The 20,194-nt window shown below is 71.3% G+C and carries 19 protein-coding genes; 7 read left to right on the forward strand and 12 right to left on the reverse strand.

Annotation, left to right across the window (positions count from 1 at the left end):
- Positions 1 to 52: 52 nt before the first annotated feature.
- Entirely contained in the window at positions 53 to 1,276 is a 1,224-nt protein-coding gene (gene mycP / locus ABTW72_RS04515) for a type VII secretion-associated serine protease mycosin (protein ID WP_350854253.1), read from the forward strand.
- Positions 1,277 to 1,382: 106 nt separating this feature from the next.
- Here mycP and ABTW72_RS04520 read toward each other — a convergent pair whose 3' ends face one another.
- Together ABTW72_RS04520 and ABTW72_RS04525 are read right to left on the reverse strand one after the other, a co-directional pair.
- Entirely contained in the window at positions 1,383 to 1,676 is a 294-nt protein-coding gene (locus ABTW72_RS04520; RefSeq protein ID WP_112585712.1) for a WXG100 family type VII secretion target, read from the reverse strand.
- 21 nt (positions 1,677 to 1,697) lie between these two features.
- On the reverse strand, positions 1,698 to 2,018 hold the full coding sequence (locus ABTW72_RS04525; protein WP_091395516.1) for a WXG100 family type VII secretion target: 321 nt from the start codon (positions 2,016 to 2,018) through the stop codon (positions 1,698 to 1,700).
- Positions 2,019 to 2,308: 290 nt separating this feature from the next.
- Here ABTW72_RS04525 and eccE point away from each other — a divergent pair, with 290 nt between their 5' ends.
- The 4 genes from eccE (at position 2,309) to rarD (ending at position 6,267) form a co-directional block, all read left to right on the forward strand.
- Positions 2,309 to 4,270, forward strand: a complete 1,962-nt coding sequence (eccE, locus tag ABTW72_RS04530; protein ID WP_350854258.1) for a type VII secretion protein EccE — start codon at positions 2,309 to 2,311, stop codon at positions 4,268 to 4,270.
- A gap of 62 nt (positions 4,271 to 4,332) precedes the next feature.
- Positions 4,333 to 4,719 (forward strand): phage holin family protein, encoded by a 387-nt coding sequence (locus tag ABTW72_RS04535; protein WP_091395522.1) that lies wholly within the window; start codon positions 4,333 to 4,335, stop codon positions 4,717 to 4,719.
- A 127-nt stretch (positions 4,720 to 4,846) separates the two neighbouring features.
- Positions 4,847 to 5,344, forward strand: a complete 498-nt coding sequence (locus tag ABTW72_RS04540; protein WP_350854261.1) for a GNAT family N-acetyltransferase — start codon at positions 4,847 to 4,849, stop codon at positions 5,342 to 5,344.
- Positions 5,341 to 6,267 (forward strand): EamA family transporter RarD, encoded by a 927-nt coding sequence (gene rarD / locus ABTW72_RS04545; protein ID WP_350854264.1) that lies wholly within the window; start codon positions 5,341 to 5,343, stop codon positions 6,265 to 6,267. The genes ABTW72_RS04540 and rarD overlap by 4 nt, the downstream gene beginning before the upstream one ends.
- A 110-nt stretch (positions 6,268 to 6,377) precedes the next feature.
- Here rarD and ABTW72_RS04550 read toward each other — a convergent pair whose 3' ends face one another.
- Together ABTW72_RS04550 and ABTW72_RS04555 are read right to left on the reverse strand one after the other, a co-directional pair.
- A complete protein-coding gene (locus ABTW72_RS04550) occupies positions 6,378 to 7,094 on the reverse strand; it encodes an anti-sigma factor family protein (RefSeq protein ID WP_350854267.1) in 717 nt (238 codons plus the stop codon).
- Positions 7,091 to 7,606 carry a sigma-70 family RNA polymerase sigma factor gene (locus ABTW72_RS04555; RefSeq protein ID WP_091395533.1) on the reverse strand — a complete coding sequence of 172 codons (516 nt, stop codon included), beginning with the start codon at positions 7,604 to 7,606 and terminating at the stop codon, positions 7,091 to 7,093. Before ABTW72_RS04555 ends, ABTW72_RS04550 begins: the two co-directional genes overlap by 4 nt.
- A gap of 227 nt (positions 7,607 to 7,833) precedes the next feature.
- Between ABTW72_RS04555 and ABTW72_RS04560 the strand changes: the two genes are divergently transcribed.
- Entirely contained in the window at positions 7,834 to 9,960 is a 2,127-nt protein-coding gene (locus tag ABTW72_RS04560; RefSeq protein ID WP_350854269.1) for a PhoX family protein, read from the forward strand.
- Positions 9,961 to 10,062: 102 nt separating this feature from the next.
- Here ABTW72_RS04560 and ABTW72_RS04565 read toward each other — a convergent pair whose 3' ends face one another.
- The gene (locus tag ABTW72_RS04565; RefSeq protein ID WP_124821331.1) at positions 10,063 to 10,845 is read right to left on the reverse strand and encodes an IclR family transcriptional regulator; all 783 of its coding nucleotides are present in this window, start codon (positions 10,843 to 10,845) and stop codon (positions 10,063 to 10,065) included.
- A 154-nt stretch (positions 10,846 to 10,999) separates the two neighbouring features.
- Here ABTW72_RS04565 and ABTW72_RS04570 point away from each other — a divergent pair, with 154 nt between their 5' ends.
- Positions 11,000 to 12,229, forward strand: a complete 1,230-nt coding sequence (locus ABTW72_RS04570) for an MFS transporter (RefSeq protein WP_350854272.1) — start codon at positions 11,000 to 11,002, stop codon at positions 12,227 to 12,229.
- Here the strand turns inward: ABTW72_RS04570 and ABTW72_RS04575 are convergent.
- The 7 genes from ABTW72_RS04575 to nuoI all read right to left on the reverse strand — a co-directional run bounded on the left by ABTW72_RS04575 (position 12,205) and on the right by nuoI (position 20,194).
- Positions 12,205 to 13,290: a polyprenyl synthetase family protein gene (locus ABTW72_RS04575; protein ID WP_350854275.1), complete on the reverse strand. Its 1,086-nt coding sequence runs from the start codon at positions 13,288 to 13,290 to the stop codon at positions 12,205 to 12,207. The two genes, ABTW72_RS04570 and ABTW72_RS04575, sit on opposite strands and share 25 nt — an antisense overlap.
- A gap of 90 nt (positions 13,291 to 13,380) precedes the next feature.
- Entirely contained in the window at positions 13,381 to 14,934 is a 1,554-nt protein-coding gene (gene nuoN, locus ABTW72_RS04580) for an NADH-quinone oxidoreductase subunit NuoN (protein ID WP_210785495.1), read from the reverse strand.
- Entirely contained in the window at positions 14,931 to 16,466 is a 1,536-nt protein-coding gene (locus ABTW72_RS04585; RefSeq protein WP_112585696.1) for an NADH-quinone oxidoreductase subunit M, read from the reverse strand. Before ABTW72_RS04585 ends, nuoN begins: the two co-directional genes overlap by 4 nt.
- Before the next feature lie 64 nt (positions 16,467 to 16,530).
- The gene (gene nuoL, locus ABTW72_RS04590; RefSeq protein WP_238679890.1) at positions 16,531 to 18,456 is read right to left on the reverse strand and encodes an NADH-quinone oxidoreductase subunit L; all 1,926 of its coding nucleotides are present in this window, start codon (positions 18,454 to 18,456) and stop codon (positions 16,531 to 16,533) included.
- 12 nt (positions 18,457 to 18,468) lie between these two features.
- Positions 18,469 to 18,786 (reverse strand): NADH-quinone oxidoreductase subunit NuoK, encoded by a 318-nt coding sequence (gene nuoK / locus ABTW72_RS04595; protein WP_091395556.1) that lies wholly within the window; start codon positions 18,784 to 18,786, stop codon positions 18,469 to 18,471.
- On the reverse strand, positions 18,786 to 19,556 hold the full coding sequence (locus ABTW72_RS04600; RefSeq protein WP_350854280.1) for an NADH-quinone oxidoreductase subunit J: 771 nt from the start codon (positions 19,554 to 19,556) through the stop codon (positions 18,786 to 18,788). Before ABTW72_RS04600 ends, nuoK begins: the two co-directional genes overlap by 1 nt.
- A complete protein-coding gene (nuoI, locus tag ABTW72_RS04605) occupies positions 19,553 to 20,194 on the reverse strand; it encodes an NADH-quinone oxidoreductase subunit NuoI (protein ID WP_112585694.1) in 642 nt (213 codons plus the stop codon). The genes ABTW72_RS04600 and nuoI overlap by 4 nt, the downstream gene beginning before the upstream one ends.

A 20,194-nucleotide genomic window follows, 5' to 3' on the forward strand; every position in this document is an offset into this window, starting at 1 on the left:
GGAGGAGGGGATAACATCCCGTTCCGGAGCCGACACGATACGGAGGGTGTCGATGTCCCGATCGATCACGCGCCCGGTCCTTGCAGGTCTGGCCGCCAGCCTGTTGACCGTACCGGCCCTTCCGACCGTCGCCGCCACCGCCGGGCTCCGGGCGGCACCGGCCTGCGCGACCCCCCTCGCCCCCGTCCGGCCGGTCGCGGCCAGGCCCTGGCCACAGCAACGGTACGACCCGGCGCGGCTCGCGCCGCTGGCCACCGGCGCCGGGGTAACCGTCGCGGTGGTCGACTCCGGGGTGGACCGGGTGCACCCGCAGCTGGTTGGGCGGGTGCTGGCCGGCGCAGACCTGCTCGACCCCGGCGGGGACGGCGGTCGGGACTGCGCCGGGCACGGCACCGGTGTGGCGAGCATCATCGTCGCGGCACCCCGGCCCGACGTCGCCTTCCGCGGCCTGGCACCGGGTGCCCGGATCCTGCCGGTGCGGGTGAGTGAGCAGCAGGTGGTGCAGGGGCGGGAGTCGGGGCGCACGGTCAGCGCCGACGAGTTCGCCCGGGCCATCCGGTGGGCGGTCGACCATGACGCCGACGTGGTGAACCTGTCCGTGGTGCTGTACGCGGACGACCCGGAGGTCCGTTCGGCCGTGCGGTACGCGGTCGACCGGGACGTGGTGCTGGTGGCCGCCGCCGGCAACCTGCACGGCAGCGGGGACCCCCGACCGTTCCCCGCCGGCTACGACGGGGTGCTCGGCGTGGGCGCGATCGGGGCGGACGGCGGGCGGGCGACGTTCTCGCAGACCGGCCCTTACGTCGACCTCGTGGCCCCGGGCAGCGAGGTGCTGACCGCCGCACCCGGTGCTGGCCACCATCGGGTCGAAGGCACCAGTTACGCGGCACCCTTCGTGGCCGCCACCGCCGCCTTGCTGCGGGAATACCGGCCGGAGCTGACCGCCGCGCAGGTGGCGGAGCGGATCATCGCCACCGCCGATCCAGCTCCGGGCGCGGGCCGGGGCGGCGCATATGGCGCTGGCGTGTTGAACCCCTACCGGGCGGTCACCGAGACCAGCGGCGGCCGTGCGGCCGGCGCACGGCCGGTCGCCGCCCTCGCCGATGATCGGGCCGACCCGGTGCAGCTCGCCCACCAGGCCCGCCGGGCGGCCGCACGGGACCGAGCCCTGCTGGTCGGCGCGGTGGCCGGCATCACGGCGGTGACCGTGGCGCTGCTCGCCCTGGTGGTACCCCGGGGCGCCCGTCGGCGCTGGCGCCCGGCCGGCCCGGCCTGAGCCCGCCCGCGCACGGCCTGAGCCCGCCCGCGCACGGCCCTGACCGCCGACCGGCTGCGGGCGGGGCGCTGACCGGGACACGGTCAGCGCTCCCGGCCCACATCGTTCACTGGAACAGCCCGGTGTTCTTCTTCTCGGTGTCCAGGTAGTCGGTGGCGGAGTCGTTCACCGCCAACCTGATGTCACGCAGCATCCCCTGCAGGTCCTGCGAGGCCGAACGCCACCGCGCCTGCCGCTGCTCGTAGGCCTGCCGCGCCTCGCCCGTCCAGCTCGCCACCAGCGGGGCGGCGTCGCGTTCGAGTTGGCCGAGTTGCGCGTCGAGGGTGTTCAACGCCTTCTGAATGTCAGCGCCGGCCTGCTGCAGCGCGGCGAAGTTGACGACCAGCACACCATGGTCCATCGGATTCCCTCCCCAGCGGGATCAGAGCGGCAGTTGGATGCCGCCGCGGTTGGTGCCGGCCACCCGGCTGGCCACCTCGTCGTCGGACGCGTGGTACTGCCGACCGGCGGTGCGGATCGCACCGGCGGTTTCGCGCAGCGCGCGGTGCAGCGCCGCCTGGTCCTGTGACCACTGCTGCTTGACCTGCTCGAACGACCGGCCACCAGCGCCACGCCAGGCCTGCTGCAACACCTCCAGCTCGGCCAGCAGGCCGGTCAGCATGGACTGCAACGACTGGTCCACCTGCTCGAACTTCGCGGCAGTCTGCTGCATCACCGCTGCTTCTGCCTTGGTTTGGGACATCCGGACGTCACCTCGTCTCTCGGATCGCACCTGGCCGTCGACGCGCCCACCCCGGGGCGACGCGTCGTCGCTTGGCCCGGTCGTCGAGCACTGAGACACGGGTCAGCGAAGGACTTCGTGGCTGACGGTAGCGACCTCGTAGCGGTTCTGCTACCCCACCGGCTTCCCCTGTGGACAACCGAGGCGGCCATCGGTCGCTTACGATGTGCCGCAGCCACGTCGCGGCGCGTGACGGGCCGCCGGAGGGCGGCCGGCCGCCCGACCCGGTCCCCACTGGTCGAGGAGGCACGGTGCCGGCGATCACCACCGGCGGGCCGCACCCGCCGACCCCGGTCGGGTCCGAGGCAGGTGCCTCCCCGCAGGTGGACGGGCCGGGCCGACCCACCGACCACGGCCCGCTGTCGGTCGGTCAGCACGCCCCCCGTCGCCGGTCGCCGGTGGCCCACTGGGTCGCGCTCGGCCGTCGTGCGGCTGCCGGAGCGCGAGCCGGCCAACTGGTCACCGCACAGGTCGCGGCGGCGCTCGTGCTCGTCGCCCTCGGCCGGCCCGCACCGGTCGTCGCGGCGGCCGTCCTGGTGGCCGTGCTGCTGGTGGCCGCCGCCTGGGTGCCGGTGCGGGGGCGGTGGCTGTTCGAGTGGCTGGGCACCGCCATCGGGCACCTCACCCGCCGGCGGGCGTTGACCGTGCCGGCCGACGCGGCCGAACTGCTCGACCTGGTCGCCCCGGGCACGGTGGTCCGCTCGACCGAGTTGACCGGTGGGCCGGCGGCCGTCCTGGAGGACACCACCGGCATGGTCGCGCTTCTGGAGCTCGGCGACCCCGGCGACCTGCTGGGCGACGTGTCCCAGGCGATTCCCGCCCCGGCCGCGTTACTCCCCCCGACCGGGCCGGACCAGCCCCCGCTGCTGGTCCAACTGCTGCTCGCCGGTGCGCCGGCGCCGGTGCCCAGCGCCGGTGGCACGGTCGGCACGTCGTACCGGCAGCTCACCGACGGGCGGCTCCCCGGGCGCGAGCGGGCGGTGGTGGCGGTCCGGGTGCTGCGGGTGAACGGTTGGTCCGAGGAGGACCTGCGCCGGGTACTCGCCGGCACGGTCCGCCGGATCGTCCGCCGGCTCGGGCCGTTGGCCGCGCGGCCGCTCGGGGTGCCGGCGGCGCTGCGCGTCCTGGGCGAGCTGGCCCACCACGACGGCGAACCGGTCCGGGAGTCCTGGCCGGCGATCCGGTCCGGCACCCTCGTCCAGGCCACCTTCCGTCTGCTCCACTGGCCAGACGCGGGCGCTGCGGCTGGACGCCGCCTGGTGCCCCGCCTGCTCGCGCTGCCGGCGACGGCCACGACCGTGTCGATCTGCTCGGGCCCGTCGCCGACGATGTCGACGTCGTCGGGTCCGCCGGCGGCCAGCGGAGTGCCGACCGAGCTGACCGTACGCCTGGCCGCAGGGACGGCGGCCGAGTTGGCGGCGGCCACCGAGGCGCTGGTCCGCATGGTGACCGACCTGGGCGGAAAGCTGCGACGACTTGACGGCGCCCACCTGGGCGGGCTGGCCGCCACGCTGCCGTTGGCGCTGACGGCACCCGGGGCGCAGCCCCGCCCACCGACGCCCGGAGCGCGACCCGGCTCGACGGTGGACGACTGGGAGCTGTCCCTGGGCGACGCGGGAATGATGGTCGGCACCAACCGGCACGGCCGCGCCGTCACCGTACGACTGTTCCGGCCGGAGAGCACCCGCGTGCTGCTGGTCGGCGGGGTGCGGGCAGCCCAGCTGGTGGCCCTGCGCGCCCTGGCACTCGGCGCCCTGGTGGTGGTGCAGACCGCCCGGCCACGCGCCTGGGAGCCGTTCACCCGAGGAGTTGGCGCGCCGGGCGGCACCATCCCGTTGCTCCCTCCCGGTCGGGCGGTCGCCGACGGCGTGGGCACCGCGCTGCGTCCGTTGCTGCTGATCGTCGACGCCGGGCCGGTGGCGGCCGAGGCCGCGCCGGGCCCGCCGTGGCGGGCCACCCTGGTGGTACGCGACGAGCTGACCCCGGCCGATGTGGACGCGTTGAGCCGGGCCGACCTGGCGTTGCTCCAGCCACTGACCTCCGCCGAGGCCCCCCTGGCCGGAGCCGCGCTGGGGCTGGGCGGCTCGGCCGAGTGGTTGACCCGGATCCGGGAGGACATGGTGGCCGTGGTCAACCGTCGGGCGCTGCGCTGGGCGCTGCTCTCCCCCACTCCGATCGAGGCGCAACTGATCGGGCCGCCGACGCGCGGCTGAATCCACCGGGACGGCCAGCCGGCGGGTTACGTCGGTGCGGTGTCCGTGGCACGATCCCCGCCATGGGTTTTCTGAAAGGTCTGCTGATTCGGCTGGCCAGCACAGCTCTGGCTTTCTGGCTGGCCACGCTCCTCATCCCGGGCATCTCCCTGGATTCGAACTCGGCCACCGAGACGGTGACCACGCTGCTCCTGGTGGCGGTGATCTTCGGCGTGGTCAACGCTGTTCTCCAGCCAATCATCAAGACCGTCGGTTGTGGCTTCTACCTGCTGACCCTGGGTCTCATCGCCCTGGTGGTGAACGGGCTGCTCTTCCTGCTCACCAGCTGGATCGCCGACCAGGCCGGGCTGCCGTTCTCGGTGGACGGTTTCTGGCCGGCAGCCGTGCTCGGCGCCCTCTTCGTGAGCATCGTGACCTGGATCCTCGGCGCCGTCCTCGACCGGGACTGACCGCCGACCAGCCAGCACCGACCCGGTCCGGCCGGGGCTCCGACCTCGCCGGGGCCCCGGCCGGCCGATGACCAGACTTCGGGAATGCGGCGGCCGGACCGCCCATCCCGGCGGTTAGCGTCGCGGCATGTTCTCGCTGACCTATTCCGACGGCCACCTGCTCAGCACCGATCCGGCGCGGATCGACCTGGACCTGGTGCACCACTGGTTGTCCACCGACGCGTACTGGGCGCTCGGACGAGACCGGAAGACCACCGAGCGGTCGTTCGCCGGCTCACTGCCGTTCGGCATCTACCGGCCGGAGGACGGCCGCCAGGTCGCGGTGGCCCGGGTCGTCACGGACGGTGCCACGTTCGCCTGGCTCTGCGACGTGTACGTCGACCGCGCCGCCCGAGGTCGCGGGCTGGGCCGGTGGCTGGCCGGCGCGGTCCGCGACCACCTGGACGAGCTGGGCGTACGCCGGATCCTGCTCTGCACCAACGACGCACACCAGGTGTACGCGGGGGTGGGCTTCACCCCGCTGGACGCGCCGCAACGGTGGATGCAGCTGGACCGGCGGCCCCCGGTGACCCCGATCACCGGAAAGGAACAAAGCAGCACTACGCCCCTTACGGTGGAAGCGTGACGCCACTCCGCCTGGGATACCTCTACGGCCTCGGCGCGTACCTGCTCTGGGGTTTCTTTCCGCTCTACCTGAAGCTGCTGCGACCCGCCGGCCCGCTGGAGATCCTGGCCCACCGGATCGTCTGGTCGGTGCTCTTCGTGGCCCTGCTGCTGGCGGCGCTGCGCAACGTCGGCTTCCTGCGGGCGCTGTTGCGCCGCCCCTGGGCGTTGGCGGGGATCGTCGCCGCCGCCGCGCTGATCGCTGTCAACTGGGGCACCTACATCTACGGGGTCAACTCCGACCGGGTGGTGGAGACCGCGCTCGGCTACTTCATCAACCCGCTGGTAGTGGTGCTGCTCGGGGTGACGGTGCTGCGGGAGCGGCTACGCCCGGCGCAGTGGGTGGCGCTGGGGATCGGCGCGTCGGCGGTGGCGGTGCTCACCGTGGACTACGGCCGGCTGCCCTGGCTGGCGTTGACCCTGGCGTTCAGCTTCGCCGGCTACGGCCTGGTGAAGAAGCGGCTCGGGCTGCCGGCGGCGGAAGGGCTCTTCGTCGAGTCGGCGGTGCTGGCGTTGCCCGCACTGGGCTACCTGGGCTGGCTGACGGCGAAGGCCGACCTGACCTTCGGGCACGTCTCGGCCGGGCACACCGCACTGCTGGTGCTGGCCGGCGCGGCCACGGCGATTCCGCTGCTGCTGTTCGCCGGGGCGGCCAACCGACTGCCCCTGAGCAGCCTCGGCATGGTCCAGTACCTGGCGCCGATCCTTCAGCTCGGCTGCGGGGTGCTGATCTTCCACGAGCCGATGCCGCCGGCCCGGCTGGCCGGCTTCGCGCTGGTCTGGCTGGCCCTGATCGTCTTCACCGCCGACGCCGTCCGAACCTCCCGCCGCACCCGCCAGCCTCACCAACCGACCAACGTCCCCACCCCTCTCCCCACCCCCTGACCCCCTGACCCCGCGATCTTGCAGTTTCGGTCGTCGATATGCCCGCCGCGCCCCTTATGGAAGGGCAGATAGTGCAAGATCGCGGAGGACCTGGGGTGGGCGGGGTGGGGTTAGGGGACGGCGTAGGTGAGGAGGGGCGTGCCGTCGGCTTTCTGCAGCTCCACGCTGACCAGTTCGGCGTCGGTGAACCTCGTCGCGCCGGTGAAGCTGAGGTCGTCGCCGGGAGCCGCCAGCCAGGAGCCGATCTGCTCGGTGGCACCGTTCGGACCACGCGCCACCAGCCGGAACGGGTACGCCTTGCCGTAGCTCGTCCGCGCGTCGTACCCGCAACGCATCCTCACCTCGGTGCCCCACTTGGTGCCGGTCAGCCCGAGGTCGGCGTGCACCGGCCCGGCGGCGGCCACCGGTCGCATGGCCACCATCGACACCTGCGGTGCCGGGTTGCCCTGCGCGCCGGGCGGCCGGGACTGGTCGACCGGTCGAGGCAGCGCCACGGCGGTGCCCACACCGACCAGCAGCGCCAGCCCGGCGGCGGCCAGTGTGGTCAGTGCGTACCGTCGCCGGTCCGCGGCGCGTTCCCGACGACGGCGCTGCCGGGCCTCGTCGAGCAGCGCGGGCACCCGGGGCGGGGCCGGCGGCGGCAGGATCTGCTCCAACCCCGCCGGGTCGAGGCGCCCGAGCAACCCGGGCAGGACGGCGATCTCGGCGACCGCCTCCCGACACGAGGCGCAGCCGCCCAGGTGCCGCTCGTAGGCCGCCCGTTCGGCCGGAGCCAGGGCGCCCAGCACGTACGCGCCGTCGTCGTACGCGAACTCGCACCGGGTCATCCCGTCACCCCCATCTCGGCCAGGACCAACCGTAGAGACCGCAGCGCGTAGTGGGTGCGGGATTTCACGGTCCCTGGCGGTACGCCCAGGCGGGACGCCGCCTCGGCCACCGACCGCCCCTGGTAGAAGCACTCGACCAGCACCTCCCGGTGGGTCGGGCTGAGCCGGTTCAGCGCCTCGGCGACGGTCCACGCCTCCACCGCCCGTTCGGCCTCGTCGATCGCCTCGGGCGGTTCGGGCAGATCGTCGGTGAACACCTCGCCGACCCGGGTGGATCGTCGCCGCCAGGCGTCGATGGCCAGGTTGCGCGCGGTGGTGAACAGCCAGGACCGCACCGATCCGCGCGTCGGGTCGAGTGACTCCGGATGTCGCCAGGCCCGCAGCAGCGTCTCCTGCACCAGGTCCTCGGCCCGCTGCCGGTCCCCGTTGACCAGCCGCAGGGCATGGGCGTACAGCGCCTCCGCGTGCTCGTCGTGCAGCGCGCGCAGCAGTTGGGCGTCGTGGTCGCTGATGGCGGTCTCCTCGCTTCCGGCGCGCGTCCGGCGGTGCGTTCGCTCGGGAATACGTGCTGTCACGCCGATCGGTTCAGCCCGAGGTCAGACCGGTTGCGTGTCGGTTGCCGCCGACGCAGGTGTTCATGCCCGGTTCACATCGCGGCTGACGAGCGCTCACCACGTCCTCCTAGCGTCCGGCTGGTACGTCGCCTGTCGTGCCACCGACTTCTCTGGAGGCCTCCCCCATGAGCGACCGTCCCCGGCTGCTCCCCCTGTTGAACGGCACCCGCCATGGCACCCGTGATGCCATGACCTGTCTGTACCGGTGCGGAAACGCCTGTGACCACCCGGTCCCGAACACCTCCGACAACGCGTACTTCGGTGACGTGGTGAACGCCGAGGTGTCGCGGCGTGGCGTGGTCCGGGCCGGCGCGGTCGGCGCGCTGGTGCTCGGTTTCGGCGGCGCGGCAGCCGGCGCGCTCGCCGGGGCGGCCCCGGCCATGGCGGCCCCGACCGCCCCGGACGTTCCGGAGAACTTCGGCTTCGGTCGTCCCGGCACCGGGGTCGGCAGCGGTGCGCTGACCTTCAAGCCGATCCCACCGAACAAGCTGGACACCCTGGTCGTGCCGAACGGCTACGACCACGCCGTGGTGATCAAGTGGGGTGACCCGGTGCTGCCGGGCGCGCCGGAGTTCGACCTGCACCACCAGACCGCCGCCGCGCAGTCCAAGCAGTTCGGTTACAACAACGACTTCGTGGGCGTGCTGCCGCTGGACAAGCAGGGCAAGCGGGCGCTGCTCGTGGTCAACCACGAGTACACCAACGAGGACCTCATGTTCCCGGGCTTCCCCGGCCTGGACGGGCTCTCCGTGGAGCAGCTGCGCACCGCCATGGCCGCGCACGGCATGTCCGTGGTGGAGCTTGAGCGGGTCGCGGGCACCGGGCAGTGGAAGCCGGTCGGCAAGGGCCCGCGGCCGTACAACCGGCGGGTCACCGCCCTGAGCACCAAGTTCGACCTGACCGGCCCGGCCGCCGGCTCGGCCTGGCTGAAGACCGCCGCCGACCCCAGGGGCCGCACTGTCGTCGGCACGCTGAACAACTGCGCCGGTGGCGTGACCCCGTGGGGCACTGTGCTCTCCGGCGAGGAGAACTTCAACCAGTACTTCGTGGGCGCCGACGGCGTCCCGGCCGAGCTGAAGCCGAAGCTGGACCGGTACGGCATCAGCACCGCCGCCCGCTACCCCAGCGGCAGCCGCAAGTGGGAGCGCGCGGACGAGCGCTTCGACCTGGCGAAGCACCCCAACGAGGCACACCGGTTCGGCTGGGTCGTCGAGATCGACCCGTTCGACCCGGAGAGCCGCCCGCGCAAGCACACCGCGATGGGCCGGTTCAAGCACGAGGGCGCCAACGTGATCGTCGCGAAGGACGGCCACGTGGTCGCGTACATGGGCGACGACGAGCGGTTCGACTACCTCTACAAGTTCGTCTCGGACAAGAAGTTCATGAAGGGCAACTCCTGGGCTGCCCGCAAGCACAACCTGACCCTGCTGGAGTCCGGCACGCTCTACGTGGCGAAGCTCGACCAGACCAGCGCCGCCGAAATCGACGGCTCGGGCAAGCTGCCCGCCGACGGCGCGTTCAACGGTCGGGGTCGTTGGATCAGGCTGGTCAGCGGCAACCGGTCGTTCGTCGACGGGATGACCGCCGCGGACGTGCTCACCTTCACCCGGCTCGCCGGTGACAAGGTCGGCGCGACCAAGATGGACCGCCCCGAGGACGTCGAGCCGAGCCTGCTCACCGGCAAGGTGTACGTGGCGCTGACCAACAACACCAACCGGGGCGTCGGCAGCAACCCGAAGGCGGACGAGGCCAACCCGCGCAACGCCAACAAGCACGGGCAGATCCTGGAGCTGGTCGAGGATCGCAACGACAACACCTCGGAGACGTTCGGCTGGTCGCTGCCGATCGTCTGTGGCGACCCGACCGACCCGTCGACCTTCTTCGCCGGGTACGACAAGACCAAGGTCTCCCCGATCTCCTGCCCGGACAACGTCGCCTTCGACGCCACCGGCAACCTCTGGATCTCCACCGACGGCAATGCGCTGGGCAGCAACGACGGCCTGTTCGCCACCGCCGTGGAGGGTCCGGAGCGGGGTCACCTCAAGCAGTTCCTGACCGTGCCACTCGGCGCGGAGACCTGCGGCCCGTTCATCACCGGCGACAACCGCTCGGTCTTCGTCGCCGTGCAGCACCCGGGCGAGATCACCGGAGCCTCGGTGGAGAACCCGGCTTCCAACTGGCCGGACGGTGACTACGCCAAGCCGGGCGTGGTGGTCACCTGGCGCCTCGACGGTGGCCCGGTGGGCAGCTGACGTCGCATCCGCGGCCGAGCGGCCGCTGACGTTGCTCCGGCGGTCCGGCGCTGGACCGCCCCGAGAGGCCCTCTCCCAGCCCGGGAGAGGGCCTCTCGGCGGTCAGTTGTCGGAGGCGATGCCGTCGGCCACGCTGCGGGCCACGGTGAGCAGCTTGGCGCGTACCACCCGTGCGGAGGTCATCATCTCGCTGGCCGGCAACGCGCAGGCCAGCACGACGCGGCGTTCCATGTCCTTGTCCGGTGCGACGAGCACCGCGGCGCAGGCCACCCCCTGGCGGAACTGCCCCATCTCCAGCTGCATGCCACGCCGGTCGCCCGCGGCCAGGTCGGCCTCGAAACTCTCGGTGGTGGTCAGCGTGGCGGTGGTGAACGGGCGCATGCCGTACTCGCGCAGATAGCGGTAGCGCTGGTCGGTCGTGAGGGTGGCGAGCAACGACTTGCCGAGCGCTGTCGCGTGCGCCCCCTCGTCGAAGCCGGGGACCAGATCCTCCAGGTAGGGCGAGCGGTGCCCCTCGGCGACTGCGGTGAGGGCCACCTGACCGCCGACGAACCGACCGAGGTAGTGGCTGTAGCCGGTGTCCAGGGCGGCCCGCCGCAGCGTCTCACCGACCGCCGGTGGGCCCCGGAACGCCGTCACGAGCTCCCGGTACCGGTCGGCCACCTCCAACCCCACGATGTACGTGCCGTCCTCGCGACGGATCACGTAGCCCTCGTAGGCGAGGGTGCGGACCAGGTGGTAGGTGGTGGCCACGGTCAGCTCGCAGCGCCGGGCGATCTGCTTGACGGTCAGGCCCTTCGGGGCGCGACCGACCGACTCCAGCACCCGTAGCGCTCGGGACACGCTGCGAATCAGGTCCGAAGGTTCTGCCAAGGGGTCGCGCACAACCACCTCCGCCGCCGGGGACTTACACCATATGAAAAACAGGCCCGGTGCGAAATGCCTGTTCGGGTCGAGGATGCCAGATCACCATCCACAGCTTGTGCCCCGTCGGTCACCAGGAGTGCGGTGAGCGGGGCTCGCGTAGGTTTGCCGAACGATGACCGACACCTCCAATACCCCCGATCCGGCCGTTGCCCAACCCCGCCCGGTCCGGGCCAGCGCCGGCGCAGTCGTCACCACGGTGGCCTGCGTACTCCCCGTCTTCCTGCTCGGTGGTCTCGCCGTGCAGATGGGCACGGACCTCGGCTTCTCGCCGGCCGGCCTGGGCCTGGCCGTCTCCGTCTACTTCGGGGTCAGCGCGCTGGCCTCGGTGCCCTCCGGGCGGTTGGTCGAGCGGTACGGGCCGGCCCTGGTGGCCCGCTGCGGCATCCTGCTGGCCGCCGGGTCGATGCTGGCCGTGGCCGCCTTCGCCCGGTCGTACCCGGTGCTGGTCGGCCTGCTGGCGCTCAGCGCCGCCGCGAACGCGCTCGGCCAGTTGGCCAGCAACGCCGCGCTGGCCCAGCACGTGCCGGCCCGGCGGCAGGGGCTGTCGTTCGGTGTCAAGCAGGCCGCCATCCCGGTCTCCACCCTGCTGGCCGGGGTGGCGGTGCCCACCATCGCGCTCACCGCCGGCTGGCGTTGGGCGTTCGTGGCCGCCGCCGTGGCCGCGCTGACGACGCTGGCCGCCGTACCCCGACAGTTGCCCGGCCTGGCCCGGCGGGCCGGCTCCACGCGTGCCGGGCGGGCGACGGCGGCGCTGGTGGTGATCGGCGCGGCGGCGACGTTGGCCTCGGGCGCGGCCAACTCGTTGGGCACCTTCCTGGTGGACTCCGCCGCGGCCCGGGGTCTGTCGCCGGGCCTCGCCGGCCTCACCCTGACCCTGGGTAGCGCGGTCTGCGTGGCGGCTCGGGTGGGCGCCGGCTGGTTGGCCGACCGCCGCGAGACCGGCCACGTCGCCCTCATCGCCGCGATGCTGCTCGTCGGCGCGGTCGGGCTGGGCCTGCTGGCGTTGACCGGCTCGGTGCCGTTGGTGGTCGGCGTGGTGCTCGGCTTCGGCCTGGGCTGGGCCTGGCCCGGCCTGATGAACTTCGCGGTGGTCCGGCTCCACCCGCAGTCACCGGCCGCCGCCACCTCGATCACACAGACCGGGGTGTACGCGGGCGGCTGTCTCGGCCCGCTGAGCCTGGGCCCACTCGCCGCCCACCTCGGCTACCCGGCGATGTGGACCATCGCGGCCGTGGCGATGCTGCTCGCCGCCGCCCTCATGCTCGTCGGCAGCCGACTGTTGACGCGCGCCGCCGCCGCAGCGGGCCGGGGCGTGGATCAGCTGGTGCGGTCGGCGATGTAGTCGCAGAGCGACTCGAGCGCGCTGCGGGACGGGCCGGGCGGCAGCGGGGCGAGCTGCGCGCGGGCCTCCTCGGCGTAGCTGCGCACGGTCTCCCGGGCACGCTTGAGCGCCGGGCTCTCGCGGAGCAGCCCCAACGCCTCGGCGTGCAGCGCGTCGTCGGTCAGCGGGCCGGTCGCCAGGATCTCCCGCAGGCGCACCGACGACGCGTCGGAGTCGTCCGCCTCGCGGGCGTAGAGCACCGGCAGCGTCGGGACACCCTCGCGCAGGTCCGTGCCGGGGGTCTTGCCCGACTGCACCGACTCGGAGGCGATGTCCAGCAGGTCGTCGGAGAGTTGGAAGGCGACGCCGATCGTCTCGCCGTACCCGGCGAGGGCCTCCACGTGCTCCGGGGCGGCACCACCGAACATGCCGCCGAACCGGGCGGACGTGGCGATCAGCGAGCCGGTCTTCTCAGCGATCACGTGCAGGTAGTGGGCCACCGGGTCGTCGTCGGCGCGCGGCCCGACCGTCTCCGCGATCTGGCCGTGCACCAGCCGGGCGAAGGTGCGCGCCTGCAACCGGACCGCCTCGGGGCCTAGGTCGGCGGCGATGTCCGCCGCGCGGGCGAAGAGATAGTCGCCGACCAGGATGGCGACCGAGTTGGTCCACCGGGAGTTCGCGCTCGGGGCGCCCCGACGGACGGCGGCCTCGTCCATCACGTCGTCGTGGTAGAGGGTGGCGAGGTGCGTGAGCTCCATCACCACGGCGGCCGGGACCACCTGCGCGCCGGTCGGGTCACCGAACTGGGCGCCGAGCGCCACCAGCAACGGCCGGAACCGCTTCCCGCCGGCCTCCACGAGGTGCCGGGCGGCCTCGGTGACGAACGGGTCGGCGCTGGACACGCTGGCCCGCAACTCGACCTCGACCGTGTCCAGAAGACCCAGCACGGACGCCTCGACACGAGGATCGGCGAGGTTGAGGCCAAGCGCGCCGAACTGACTCGTGCTCGCCCGACCCCGACGACCGCCGGAGCCGGAGGCACCTGAACGCTCGCCCGCCGGTTTCACCACGCTATCAACCATGCCACACCCGTTCGACCTGCTCCGGCCCGGGGATACGCACCGGGGGCCGGCACGTGAACACGTGCCGACCCCCGGTGATCGATCCTTCGGTCATCGAACGAATTCGGCGGCTCCGGCAGCCAGATCGAGCAGCGGCGCCGGGGCGACACCCAACACCAGGGTCGCCAGCACACCGATCATCAGCGCGGCGGAGGTGAGCCCGCCGGGCACCGTGACGGTCGGGGTGGACTCACCCGGCTCGGAGAGCCACATCATCACCACGACCCGCAGGTACGGGAACGCGAGAATCATGCTGGTCAGCACACCGGCGATCACCAGCCAGGCCTGGCCACCCTCCAGCGCCGGCCCGAAGATGGCGAACTTGCTGGTGAAGCCGCTGGTCAGCGGAATACCGGCGAAGGCCAGCAGGATGAACGTGAACAGCGCGGCGAAGAACGGCGACCGTCGACCCAGCCCGGCCCAGCGGGACAGGTGGGTGGCCTCGCCGTCGTCGTCCCGTACCAGCGTCACCACGGCGAACGCGGCCAGCACCGAGAAGCCGTACGCGACCAGGTAGAACATCGTGCCGGCGAGCCCGTCGCGGCTGGGTGCCAACACACCGACCAGCAGGTAGCCGGCGTTGGCGATCGAGGAGTACGCGAGCAGCCGCTTGATGTCGGTCTGGGTGACCGCGAGCACCGCACCCACCAGCATGGTCAGCACCGCCACCGCGCCGAGGACCGGCGTGAAGTCCCAGTTGGCGTCGGCGAACGCGACCTGGAAGACGCGCAGCAGGGCACCGAACGCGGCGACCTTGGTGCAGGCCGCCATGAACCCGGTGACCGGGGTCGGGGCGCCCTGGTAGACGTCCGGGGTCCAGACGTGGAACGGGGCCGCCGCTGCCTTGAAGAGCAGACCGATGGCGAGCAGCGCCATGCCGGCGAAGAGCAGCACCGGGCTGGCCGGCGACTCGCCCACCGCCGCGTGGATGGTGGCGAAGTCGACGCCGGCCGTCCGGCCCGGGATGCCGGAGGTGAAGCCGTAGATCAGGGCCACGCCGAACAGGAAGAACGCCGAGGCGTACGCGCCGAGCAGGAAGTACTTCATCGCCGCCTCCTGGCTCAGCAGGCGCCGGCGACGGGCCAGCGCGCAGAGCAGGTAGAGCGGCAGGGAGAAGACCTCCAGTGCGATGAACATGGTCAGCAGGTCGTTCGCCGCCACGAAGATCAGCATGCCGCCGATCGCGAACGTGGTCAGCGGGTAGACCTCGGTGAGACCGTTGCGCCCCTCGGCCTGCCGCCGGTCGTCGGCCGACTCCGCGGTCACCGCGGCCTGGGCGACGAACGCCCCGCCCCGCTCGACCGAGCGGTCACCGATCAGCAGCAGCGCCATCGCCGCCAGCACCAGGATCGCACCCTGGAGGAAGAGCGTCGGACCGTCGATCGCGAGCGCCTGGCCCGCGGTGATGATCCGCTCATCGGCGCTGAGGACCACCATGGTCAGTGCCGCGAGCACCGCGAGCAGCGCCAGCGTCAACTGCACGACGTGCCGCCAGCGACGAGGCACCAGGGCCTCGACCAGCACGCCGAGCAGCGCCGTGCCCAGCATGATCAGGATCGGAGAGATCGCCGCGTAGTCGATCGACGGCAGCTTCAACTCGGTCACTTTGCCGCCTCCTGGACGGTGCCGCCCACGGACGGCGCCGGGTCGGTTCTGCCGATGTCGTCCATGGTCGCCTGGACGGCGGGGTTGATCACGTCAGTGACCGGCTTGGGAAAGAAGCCGAGCAGCACGATCAGCGCGATCAGCGGGGCGACCACGACCTTCTCGCGCAGGTTGAGGTCCCGGCGCATGCCGTCGACCTCGGTCAGCGCCGGGTTGAGGGTGCCCTGGGTGGTGCGCTGCACCATCCAGAGCACGTACGCGGCGGCCAGGATGATGCCGAGCGTGGCGATGACCGCGACCGGCTTGTTCACCGTGAAGGTGCCGATCAACACCAGGAACTCGGAGATGAACGGCGCCGTTCCGGGCAGCGCGAGCGAGGCGAGACCGGCGAAGAAGAGCACCCCGGCGAGCACCGGGACGAGCTTGCCGGCGCCACCGAAGTCGCTGATCAGCGCCGAACCACGCCGGGAGATCAGCATGCCCACCACCAGGAAGAGCAGGCCGGTGGCCAGCCCGTGGTTGAGCATGTAGAGCACCGCGCCGGTGCCGGCCTGGGTGGTGAAGGCGAAGATGCCCACGCCGATGAAGCCGAAGTGCGCGATCGAGGTGTACGACACCAGCCGCTTGAGGTCGTTCTGGCCGACCGCCAGCAGCGCGGCGTAGACGATGCCGATCACGCCCAGAGCCAGCGCCCACGGTGCGAACCACTTCGACGCCTCGGGGAACAGCGGCAGGCAGTAGCGCAGGATGCCGAAGGTGCCGACCTTGTCCAGCACGCCGACGAGCAGCGCCGCCGCGCCCGCCGGGGCGGCGCCACCGGCATCGGGCAACCAGGTGTGGAACGGGAAGAACGGTGCCTTGATGGCGAACGCGAGGAAGAAGCCGAGGAACAGCCACCGCTCGGTGCCGGTGCTGATGTCGACCTGCGAGAGAGCCTGCCAGTCGAAGGTCTTCCCGCCGACCACCCACAGCCCGATGACCGCGGCCAGCATGAACAGACCGCCGACGAGCGAGTAGAGGAAGAACTTCACCGCCGCGTACTGCCGCTGGTGGCCGCCGTAGCTGCCGATGAGGAAGTACATCGGCACCAGCATGACCTCGAAGAACACGTAGAACAGGAAGACGTCGGCGGCCGCGAAGACGCCGATCATCGTGCACTCGAGGACCAGCAGCAGTGCGAAGTAGACGGGCACCGAACGCTTCGACGACTCTGCGTCGTGCCAGGACGCCAGGATCACCAGCGGCACCAGTACCGCGATCAGCATCAGCATCACCAGCGCGATGCCGTCCGCGGCGAAGGTGAAGCTGACCCCCCAGTTCGGAATCCAGGAGTACGACTCGCGGAACTGGAACCGGTCACCGCCGGCGTTGAAGCTGACCCACATCACCACCGAGAGCACCAGCACGAGCAGCGACCAGGCGAACGCCACCTGCTTGGCCAGCTCCGGGCGGTGGCGCGGCAGGAAGGCCACCACCAGGGCGCCCACCAGCGGCGCCACGGTGAGCACCGAGAGGAACGGGAAGTTGGACATTATGCGGCCTTACCTCCGTCGTCACTGCGTGGTCCGCCGGCGGGGGCGGGCGTATTGAGGTCGATCACGCCAACCACCCCGCCTGCACGGCCAGGAACGCCGCCATCACCAGCAGCGCACCGGCCAGGATCGAGGTGGCGTACGAGCGGACGAAGCCGGTCTGCATCCGACGGAGGCGACCCGAGCCCCCACCGACCGCGGCGGCGAGCCCGTTGACGAGCCCGTCGATGCCCCGGTTGTCGAGGTACACCAGCGCCCGGGTGAGGAAGATGCCCGGCTTCTCGAAGACCGCCTCGTTGACCGTGTCGGTGTAGAGGTTGCGCCGGGCGGCGGTGACCAGCACCCCGGCCGGCTGCGGCGCGGTGGCCGTGCCGGCCCGGAACAGGAACCAGGCGAGCCCGGCACCGAGCACGGTGACCAGCAGCGACAGGATGGTGATCACGGTGTGCGAGAGGACCGCCGCGTGCTCCGCGTGCTCGCCACCCAGCCCGGCGGTCTCCGTCAGCCAGTCCGGAACGGACGTGGCGAGCAGGAAGCCGGCCCCGACCGACCCGACCGCCAACAGGATCAGCGGGATGGTCATCAGCTTCGGCGACTCGTGCGGGTGCTCGATGTCCTCGGTCCACCGCTTCGGCCCGTGGAAGGTGAGCACGAACAGCCGCGTCATGTAGAACGCGGTGAGTCCGGCGCCGAGCAGTGCCGCACCGCCGAAGAGCCAGGCGGTCCAGTCCTCCCGCTCGAAGGCGGCCACGATGATCGGCTCCTTGGAGAAGAAGCCGGAGAAGGGGAACATGCCGATGATGGCCAGCCAGCCCATCATGAAGGTCAACCAGGTGATCTTCATGTACTTGGACAGCCCACCGAAGCGGCGGATGTCGACCTGGTCCTTCATTCCGTGCATGACCGAGCCGGCGCCCAGGAACATGTTGGCCTTGAAGAAGCCGTGCGCCAGCAGGTGCACGATGGCCAGCGCGTACGCCGCGCCACCGAGGCCGACACCGAGGAACATGTAGCCGATCTGGCTCACCGTCGACCAGGCGAGCACCCGCTTGATGTCGTCCTTGGCCGCACCGATGATGCAGCCGATCAGCAGGGTGAGCGCGCCGACGCTGACCACCACGAGTTGCAGCGTCGAGTTGGCCGAGAAGATCGGGTTGGACCGGGCGATCAGGTAGACGCCCGCGGTGACCATGGTGGCGGCGTGGATGAGCGCCGACACCGGGGTCGGGCCCTCCATCGCGTCCGGCAACCACGCCTGGAGCGGGAACTGGCCGGACTTGCCGGCCGCCCCGAGCAGCAGCAACAGGCCGAGGACCAGCACCGTGGTGCCGGTCAGCGCGCCGACACCGTTGAACACCTCGTCGTACTGGGTGGTGCCCAGGGTGGCGAACATGATGAAGATGCCGATGGCCAGGCCGGCGTCGCCGACCCGGTTCATCAGGAACGCCTTCTTGCCGGCGGTGGCCGCGCTCGGCCGCTCGGTCCAGAAGGAGATCAGCAGGTACGACGCCAGACCGACGCCCTCCCAGCCGAAGTACAGCATCACGTAGTTGTTGCCGAGCACCAGCAGCAGCATCGCCGCGACGAACAGGTTGAAATACGCGAAGAACCGACGACGGCCGGCGTCGTGCGACATGTACTCCACCGCGTACAGGTGGATCAGGAAACCCACCCCGGTGATCAGCAGTACGAAGACCGCGGCCAGCGGATCGAAGAGCAGGCCGAAGTCGACGCGCAGATCACCGACAGCGATGAAGTCCCAGAGGCTCAGTTCGACCGACTTGTTCTCCAGGCCACGCAGCTGGAAGAAGAAGCTCAGACCGAGCACGAACGCGGCGCCGATGGCGGCGACGCCCAACCAGTGCCCCCAGCGGTCGGCCCGGCGGCCGAGCAGCAGCAGGATGGCCGCGCTGACCAGCGGGATCGCCACCAGCAGCCAGACGCCCCCAAGCAGCCCCGTGGCCTGGGCGTATTCCACAGTCTCTTCCACCGGTGGACCCCTCTAGTACTTGAGCAGGTTGGCGTCGTCGACACTCGCCGAGCGTCGCGTCCGGAAGATGGACATGATGATCGCGAGCCCGACCACGACCTCGGCCGCCGCCACCACCATCACGAAGAACGCCATGATCTGGCCGTTGAGGTCACCGTTGATCCGGCTGAAGGTGACCAGCGTCAGGTTGGCCGCGTTGAGCATCAGCTCCACGCACATGAACAGCACGATCGCGTTGCGCCGGACCAGCACCCCGGCGGCGCCGATGGTGAACAGCACCGCGGCGAGCACCAGGTAGTAGGTCGGCTCGACCGAGAAGAACGATTCCATTACTTGTCCGTCCCCTTCAGCGAGGTCTCCTCGGCGGTCAGCTCGCGCTGCGGAAGGATCGCCGGGGTGCTGCGGTCGGTCAGGCGGCCGTCGGGCAGCCGGGCCGGGGTGGCCACCGAGGAGGAGGTCGCGAAGACGCCGGGGCCCGGCTTCGGGCCGGGGTAGTTGCCCGGGGCGAAGCGTGCCTTCATGGTCGACACCTGGTCGATCTTGTCCTGCTTACGCCGCTCGATGTGGGCCAGCACCATGGCACCGACCGCCGCGGTGATCAGCAGCGCCGAGGTCAACTCGAACGCGAAGACGTACTTGGTGAACAGCAGCCGGGCGATGCCCTGCACGTTCCCCTCGGCGTTGACCTGCTCCAGACCGACCGTGCTGGTCCGGTCCAGTGCCTGGTAGAGCCCGGTGCCGACCAGGCCGGCGAAGCCCAGGCCGAGCACGATGGCGGCGACCCGCTGGCCGCGCAGCGTCTCGATCAGCGAGTCCGTGGAGTCCCTACCGACCAGCATCAGCACGAAGAGGAAGAGCATCATGATCGCGCCGGTGTAGACGATGATCTGCACCATGCCGATGAACGGACCGGCCTGGAGGACGTAGAACACGCCCAGGCAGAGCATGGTCAGCACCAGCCACAGCGCCGAGTGCACGGCGTTGCGCGCGGCCACCATCCCGATCCCGCCGATCAGCGCGAGCGGGGCGAGGATCCAGAAGGTGACCGCCTCACCGGTGGAGACCGAACCCGCCGCGGCGAGCACCGTAGACGTGGTCATGCTTCCTCTCCCTTGCCGGCCGCCACCCGCTGGGCGGCCTGCTCGGCGCCCGGGAACGTCACGCCGGGGTGCTCCTCGACCTGGTAGCGGCCGGGGCCCATCGGGGACGTCTCCGCACCGGCCGAGGTGCCCGGGTTGTCCAGCGCGCCGACGTAGTAGTCCTTCTCGCTGTCACCCAGCCGCATCGGGTGCGGAGGCTGCTCCATGCCCTCCAGCAACGGCGCGAGCAACTGCTCCTTGGTGAAGATCAGGTCCTGCCGGTTGTCCCGGGCCAACTCGTACTCGTTGCTCATGGTGAGCGAACGGGTCGGGCAGGCCTCGATGCACAGCCCGCAGAAGATGCAGCGGGCGTAGTTGATCTGGTAGATGCTGGCGTACCGCTCACCCGGCGAGAAGCGCTGCTCGTCGGTGTTGTCGCCACCCTCGACGTAGATCGCGTCCGCCGGGCAGGCCCAGGCGCACAGCTCGCAGCCGATGCACTTCTCCAGGCCGTCCGGGTGCCGGTTGAGGATGTGCCGCCCGTGGTAGCGCGGCGCCGACACCGGCGGCTTGAACGGGTAGTCGGTCGTGACGACCTTCCTGAACATGTGCGAGAAGGTGACACCGAATCCCTTGAACGTTCCGGTGATCGCGCCCAC

The sequence above is a fragment of the Micromonospora sp. NPDC127501 genome (genome assembly GCF_040302185.1).
In the GTDB taxonomy this organism is placed as follows: Bacteria; Actinomycetota; Actinomycetes; order Mycobacteriales; family Micromonosporaceae; genus Micromonospora.

Coding starts and splice junctions, on each gene's coding strand:
- ABTW72_RS04535 (WP_091395522.1), top strand. CDS start 4,333: ATGGGTTTTCTGAAAGGTCTGCTGATTCGGCTGGCCAGCACAGCTCTG.
- nuoK (WP_091395556.1), bottom strand. CDS start 18,786: ATGGAATCGTTCTTCTCGGTCGAGCCGACCTACTACCTGGTGCTCGCC.
- ABTW72_RS04520 (WP_112585712.1), bottom strand. CDS start 1,676: ATGGACCATGGTGTGCTGGTCGTCAACTTCGCCGCGCTGCAGCAGGCC.
- ABTW72_RS04550 (WP_350854267.1), bottom strand. CDS start 7,094: ATGACCCGGTGCGAGTTCGCGTACGACGACGGCGCGTACGTGCTGGGC.
- ABTW72_RS04540 (WP_350854261.1), top strand. CDS start 4,847: ATGTTCTCGCTGACCTATTCCGACGGCCACCTGCTCAGCACCGATCCG.
- ABTW72_RS04570 (WP_350854272.1), top strand. CDS start 11,000: ATGACCGACACCTCCAATACCCCCGATCCGGCCGTTGCCCAACCCCGC.
- ABTW72_RS04600 (WP_350854280.1), bottom strand. CDS start 19,556: ATGACCACGTCTACGGTGCTCGCCGCGGCGGGTTCGGTCTCCACCGGT.
- mycP (WP_350854253.1), top strand. CDS start 53: ATGTCCCGATCGATCACGCGCCCGGTCCTTGCAGGTCTGGCCGCCAGC.
- ABTW72_RS04525 (WP_091395516.1), bottom strand. CDS start 2,018: ATGTCCCAAACCAAGGCAGAAGCAGCGGTGATGCAGCAGACTGCCGCG.
- ABTW72_RS04560 (WP_350854269.1), top strand. CDS start 7,834: ATGAGCGACCGTCCCCGGCTGCTCCCCCTGTTGAACGGCACCCGCCAT.
- ABTW72_RS04575 (WP_350854275.1), bottom strand. CDS start 13,290: ATGGTTGATAGCGTGGTGAAACCGGCGGGCGAGCGTTCAGGTGCCTCC.
- ABTW72_RS04585 (WP_112585696.1), bottom strand. CDS start 16,466: ATGTCCAACTTCCCGTTCCTCTCGGTGCTCACCGTGGCGCCGCTGGTG.